5 protein-coding genes are annotated in these 6,097 nt (G+C 67.7%); all 5 read right to left on the bottom strand.

Annotated elements, in window-relative coordinates; genetic code table 11:
* Positions 1-2 precede the first annotated feature (2 nt).
* Positions 3-1,856, bottom strand: a complete 1,854-nt coding sequence (locus GO615_RS03280; protein WP_169125615.1) for a feruloyl-CoA synthase — start codon at positions 1,854-1,856, stop codon at positions 3-5.
* Positions 1,857-1,878: 22 nt separating this feature from the next.
* Complete coding sequence (locus GO615_RS03285) at positions 1,879-3,018, bottom strand: ABC transporter substrate-binding protein (protein ID WP_169125616.1); 1,140 nt, start codon at positions 3,016-3,018, stop codon at positions 1,879-1,881.
* 228 nt (positions 3,019-3,246) lie between these two features.
* Positions 3,247-4,293: a porin gene (locus GO615_RS03290; protein ID WP_169125617.1), complete on the bottom strand. Its 1,047-nt coding sequence runs from the start codon at positions 4,291-4,293 to the stop codon at positions 3,247-3,249.
* Between the two features lie 102 nt (positions 4,294-4,395).
* Positions 4,396-5,196, bottom strand: coding sequence for an ABC transporter ATP-binding protein (locus tag GO615_RS03295; RefSeq protein ID WP_407281036.1), 801 nt, complete (start codon positions 5,194-5,196; stop codon positions 4,396-4,398).
* A gap of 17 nt (positions 5,197-5,213) precedes the next feature.
* On the bottom strand, positions 5,214-6,097 hold an 884-nt coding region (locus GO615_RS03300; RefSeq protein WP_169125618.1), incomplete at its 5' end, for an ABC transporter ATP-binding protein.

Below are 6,097 nucleotides of genomic sequence, written 5' to 3' on the forward strand. Positions count from 1 at the left end.
GTTCACGCCGTAATGACTGCCTTGTCCGGCATCTCGGCATACAGCGCCGCGACGAGATCCGCGCGCCGCGTCAGCACCGCACGCTGATTGATGTAGCCCTTGTCGGTGATCTCGCCCGCCTCCACCGACGGCGGTTCCGCCATCAGCAGCGCGCGCGTCGGCACCGTCGAGGATCCGCCTCCGCCCTGCGCCAGCGCCGTCATTCCCAGACGCACCCGCGCCAGCACCGCCGGATTCGCCAGCACCTGCTCCACCGGCGCGTCGGCCGGCAGGCCAGGGCACAGCGAGCGGCATTCGGAAACGTTCGGGAACACGAGGAAGCCGATCTCGTCGCGATCGTGGCCCGTCACGACGATGTCCTGGGCGACGGGCTTCAGCGCGTCGATGCCTTTCACGCGCAAGGCTCCGACGTGCACCCAGGTGCCGGTGAGCAGCTTGAAGTCCTCGCCGACGCGGCCATCGAACAGCAGGCCCTCTTCGGGCTTTGCCGGATCGACGAACTCGACCGCATCGCCGATCAGGTAGAAGCCTTCCTCGTCGAAGGATTTCGCCGTGAGCTCGGGCTGCTTCCAGTAACCGGGGAAGACGTTCGGCCCGCGCACGCGCACTTCGAGCTTGTCCGCCGACGGCACCAGTTTCAGTTCGACCCCCGGCACCGGCACCCCGATCACCCCCGAGCGCACGGCCTGGAAATGGCAGTCGGTCGCGAGCGGCGCCGTCTCGGTCGAGCCCCACGAGGACACCATCGCGACGCGGCGGCCGATGGATTCCTCCGAGAGGTTCTCCAGCTCCGCCCACAGGTGCTGCGGCAGCGCCGCGCCGGCATAGAAGATGAGCTTCAGGCGTCCGAAGAAGGCCTCGCGCAGTTCGCGGTCGCGGCGCAGCTCCGGCACCAGCATGTCGTAGGCGCGCGGCACGCTGAAATAGATCGTCGGCGACACCTCCCTGATGTTGCGCAGCGTCTTTCCAAGCAGCGCGGGCACCGGCTTGCCGTCGTCGATGTAGAGGCTGCCGCCGCAGCGCAGCACCATGTTCAGATTGTGATTGCTGCCGAAGGTATGGCTCCACGGCAGCCAGTCCACCAGCACCGGCGGCTCGTCCTTGAGGAAGGGCCACACCAGCTCCTTCGCGAGCTGGCTGGCGCACAGCATGCGTTGCGTGTTGATGACGGCCTTGGGCGTACCGACCGACCCGGACGTGAACAGGAACTTGGCGGTCGTGTCCGGCCCGATGCGGTCGAAGGCGCGCATCACCGCGGCCTCGTCGCCGCTTGCCTCGATCTCCGCGAACGCCACGCACCCCGCCGCCTGCCCGCTGCGCCGCCCCGCCACCACGACGCCGTCGTGCAGGTGGCGGATCGCCTCGATCGCCGCGCCGAAGCGCCCCACGTCGTCGGCATACACGACGCCGGGCCGCATCAGCTCGATGTTGCCCTTAAGCTTGGCGTGGTCCTTCGACATCAGCGAGTTGCCAGTCGAGATCGCGCACGAGGGCACGCCGACGTGCATCGCGGCATACATCAGCAGCGCATGCTCGACGGAGTTGTCGGACAGGATCACCACCGGCCGCTCGGCGGACAGGTTCTGCCCCAGCAGCCAGGTCGCGATCGCCACCACGCGCCGGCGCGCCTCGCCGTAGGTGAGCTTGTCCCACTCGCCCGCCGCATTGCGCTCGGCGAGGAAGACGCGCTCCGGCGCCTCACGCGCCCAGTGCTCCAGCCACTCGCCGACGCAGCGCGCATAGGCCTGCGGCAGCGGGATGCCCGAGCGCAGCACGCGGCTGCCATCGGGCCGTTCTTCCACATTGACGACCGGGCACGCGAACATCGCGTCGGTCTCGTTGATCGCAGTGCTCATGAATCGTCCCCGCGTGCGTCGCTTACTTGATCAGCTTGTAGTTGCCGCTGTCGATCTTCACCAGCACGTGCGAGCGCTCGTCGAGGCCGAAATGGTCGTTCGCGTTCATGTTGTAGACGCCGTGGCTCGCGATAACCTCCTTGTTCGCCTCGAGCGCGTCGCGCAAGGCAGCGCGGAATTCCGGGGTGCCCGCCTTGGCCTTCTTCAGCGCGACGGGCACCGCCTGCTCGATCAGCCGCCAGGCGTCGAAGGCATGACCGGCGAAGGATGAGAACGAGCCGGCGCCATACTTCTCCTCGTACTTCGTGACAAGTTCCTTGCCGATCGTCTTGGACGGATGCGAATCGGGGATCTGGTCCACCACCACGACCGGCCCGACCGGGATGATCACGCCGTCGGCCGCCTTGCCCGCGACCTTGAGGAAGGCCTGGTTCGCGACCGCGTGAGTCTGATAGACCTGCCCCTTGTAGCCGCGCTCGACCAGGGTGGTCTGCGGCAGCGCGGCGGGGCTGCCGGAGCCGGCGACCAGGACCGCGTCCGGCCGGGCCGACACCAGCTTCAGGATCTGACCACTCACCGAGGTATCTGCACGCGCATAGCGCTCGGTCGCCACCAGCTTGATCCCGGCCGCTTCGGCCTTGGTGGTCACCGAAGTGAGCCAGTCCTCGCCATATGCATCCGAGAAGCCGATGAAGCCCAGCGTCTTCACCCCGTTCTGCTTCATGTGCCCGACCACCGCGGCGGCCATCACGCTGTTCTGCTGCGGGGTGCGGAACACCCACTTGTTGCGCTCGGCCGGCAGCGACACCGGGCTGATCGTGACCTGCGGCGTGGCGCTCTCGGTGGCCACCTCGGCGATCGCGGCGGTCGCCGGCGTCGTCGAGGAACCGACCAGCACGTCGACCTTGTCCTCGCTCACCAGCTTGCGCGCGTTCTTCGTCGCCATCGTGGGATCGGTCGCATCGTCGAGCACGATGAAATTGACCTTCTCGTTGCCGATCTGGGTCGGCAGCAGTGCGAACACGTTCTTCTCGGGAATCCCGAGCGAGGCGCCCGGCCCCGTGGCCGACAGCGAGATGCCGATCGTGATGTCGGCCAGCGCCGGCGAAACGTACGAGGCGGCGGCCAGCGAGCACAGCACTGCGAGTTTCTTGACCTGCATGTTCACTCACTCCTTTGGTGTCTTGGTGCCCGACCGTGTCGGGTCGATTGGGTGGCGGCTAGGACCGCTCTGTCGCCAGACCTCGAAACGGGTCGGCATGGTGTGAAAGTTAGCAGCGCTATTATCACTTGTCAAACACTTGTTCAAGTAGTTTGTCAGCTACCTTGTGCGCCCCTTGCGAGGTGCTCCGGCACATGGGGATCCGCGGCCGGAACACCCGAGCAAGGATCAGAAACTGTGCCGCATGCCGACGCCGAACAAGGTCGTCGCACCGCCGAGCTCGGCCAGGCCGCCGTTGTACACGCTGCGCGCCACCGCGTCGTCGTTGTCGGCGCGGATCACGCGCCCGTACAGCGCCGTGCGCTTCGACAGGTCATGGCTGTAGCCGAGGGCCCAGGAACGCGAATCCGACTGGCTCGCATCCGACCTGTAGCCCGCGTAGGCGAGCTGCACGTTTCCCGCCGCGCCGACGGGAACGCGCGCACCGATGTTCCACAGCCGCGCCTCGGCCACAACGTCGCCGTCCAGCGTCTGGTAGCTGCCAATGACTTTCACGAGCTTGAAATCGTACGACGCGCCGAGCATGTGTTCGCGCTGCCGGCGGTCGACGACGGGCGCGGCGACGGTGCTCGTGTCGAGGCGATGGAACACGTAGCCGACCGACAGCGGGCCGTTCGCGTAGTTGAGGCTCACGCCCGCGAACTCGCCCGCATTGCGGTTCACCGTGCTCTCCTGCCCGAAGCCATACATCGCGCTGACCGTCAGCCCGCCCCAGGTCGGCGAGTTCCAGTTGATCGAGTTGTTCATCCGCCCCGGACCGGTCGACACGATGCTCATGCTCCCCTGCGCCGCGAGCGCGGTCACGGGCGAGAACGGCCCGCCCATCAGCGCGTCGTAACGCAACAATGACATCCAGTAACCCGGCGAATGCTGGCGCCCGGCCGTGACGGTGCCAAAACCGCCCTGCATGCCGACGAACGACTGCCGGCTGAACAGCACGCCCGGCGGCACGGTGCCGCCGGTATCGACAGCGATGCCGCTTTCCAGCCGGAACAGCGCCTTGAGGCCGTTGCCCAGATCCTCGGTGCCGTGGAAGCCGATGCGGCTCGGCTCCAGGCCGCCGCTGTCGACCACCGTGAGGCTCTTGTGCTCCCCGCGCGCCCGGCCGACGAACATGTCCATGGCGCCGTAGATCGTGACATTCGACTGAGCCAGTGCCGGGCCCGCGAATGCGCCCAGCGCGGCAAATCCTGCAGCGATCCGAATCCCTTTCATGCCTCCTCCTTTTTCCCGTATTTTGTTTTCGTGAGCGGACGATGGGCACAACAAAGCCCCGCCCGCGTCGTCCGGCGCAGGCGGGTGCAAGTCAGAAAGGGATCAGGCCGCGAGCCTGTCCTGGTGCTTCCCGCCCAGCCCCAGATAGGACTCGATCACGCGCGGATCGTCAGCGAGCTGCCTGGCCGGGCCTTCCATCGAGATCTCGCCCGTCTCCAGCACGTAGGCGTAGTCCGCCACCTGCAGCGCCGCGCGCGCGTTCTGCTCGACGAGCAGGATCGACACCCCGCGCCGGCGCAGCTCGCCGATGATGCGGAAGATCTCGCGCACGATCAGCGGGGCGAGGCCCAGGCTCGGCTCGTCGAGCATCAGGAGCTTCGGCTTGGCCATCAGCGCGCGCCCCACCGCCAGCATCTGGCGCTCGCCGCCCGAGAGCGTGCCGGCGAGCTGCGCCTTGCGCTCCTCGAGGCGCGGGAAGAGGTGGTACACCTCCTTCATCGTCTCGGCGTGGTCGCGCTTGCCCATGCGGTAGCGCTGGAAGGCGCCCAGCAGCAGGTTGTCCTCGACGCTCATCTCGGCGAAGAGTTCGCGCTTTTCCGGCACGAGGTTCATGCCGCGCGCGACCATGCGCTCGACCCGCGGCACGTATTCGGCCTCGCCGTCGAAGATGACCTGCCCGCGCGACTCCAGCAGGCCCATGATCGCCGAGAGCATCGTCGTCTTGCCCGCGCCGTTGGGGCCGATCACGGTGACGATCTGGCCTTCGCCGACGCGGATGTTGGCGTTCGACAGGGCTTCCACCTTGCCGTAGGCGACGCACAGGTCGCGCACCTCGAGCACCGCGCGCGGGGTGCCGGGGGCGCTTTTGCCAGCCTCGTCGATCGTCTGCTCGATCACATTCATCTCCACGCTCATGCCGTTCATTCCACACCTCCGAGATAGGCTTCGAGCACCGCGGGGTTCTGCTGCACTTCCTCGGGCAGGCCTTCGGCGATCTTCTGGCCGAACTCCATCACCACCACGCGATCCACGAGCCCCATGACGAAGTCCATGTCGTGCTCGACGAGGAGAATCCCCATGCCTTCGCCCCTGAGCTTCCTGAGGAGCTCGGCGAGCGCCTGCTTCTCCTTGAAGCGCAGGCCCGCGGCCGGCTCGTCGAGCAGCAGCAGGCAGGGGTCGGCGGCGAGCGCGCGGGCGATCTCGAGGATGCGCTGCTGGCCCAGCGCGAGGCTGCCGGCGGCGTCGAACATGTGCTCGGCGAGGCCCACGCGCTCGATCTGGCGCGCCGCCTCGTTCAGCAGCCGCGCCTCTTCGGCGCGGTCGAGGCGCCAGGCGGCGGGGAACACGCCCTTGTCGCCGCGCATGTGGGTGCCGATGGCGACGTTCTCCAGCACGCTCATGGTCGGCAGCAGCTTCACGTGCTGGAAGGTGCGGCTCATGCCCATCCTGGCGATCTCGCGCGAGCCGCGCCCGGCGACCGGCTCGCCGAGGAACAGCACCTCGCCCGAGGTCGGGGTGTCGACGCCCGAGATCTGGTTGAACATGGTGCTCTTGCCCGCACCGTTGGGGCCGATCAGGGCGAGGATCTCGCCCGCCTTCACGCTGAGGCTCATGGCGTTGTTGGCCACCAGGCCGCCGAATTTGCGCGTGACCTCCTTCGCTTCGAGGATCACCTCGCCGCGCGCGGGCAGCGGTTTCTTCGGCAGCGGTTCGGCGGCGGCGTCGAGCGTGCGCCGGGTCACCTTCACCGGCACGAGGCGGGCGAAGATCGGCCACAGGCCTTCGCGCGCGCGCTGCAGGATGA

The organism is Aromatoleum evansii, assembly GCF_012910805.1.
Lineage (GTDB): Bacteria > Pseudomonadota > Gammaproteobacteria > Burkholderiales > Rhodocyclaceae > Aromatoleum > Aromatoleum evansii.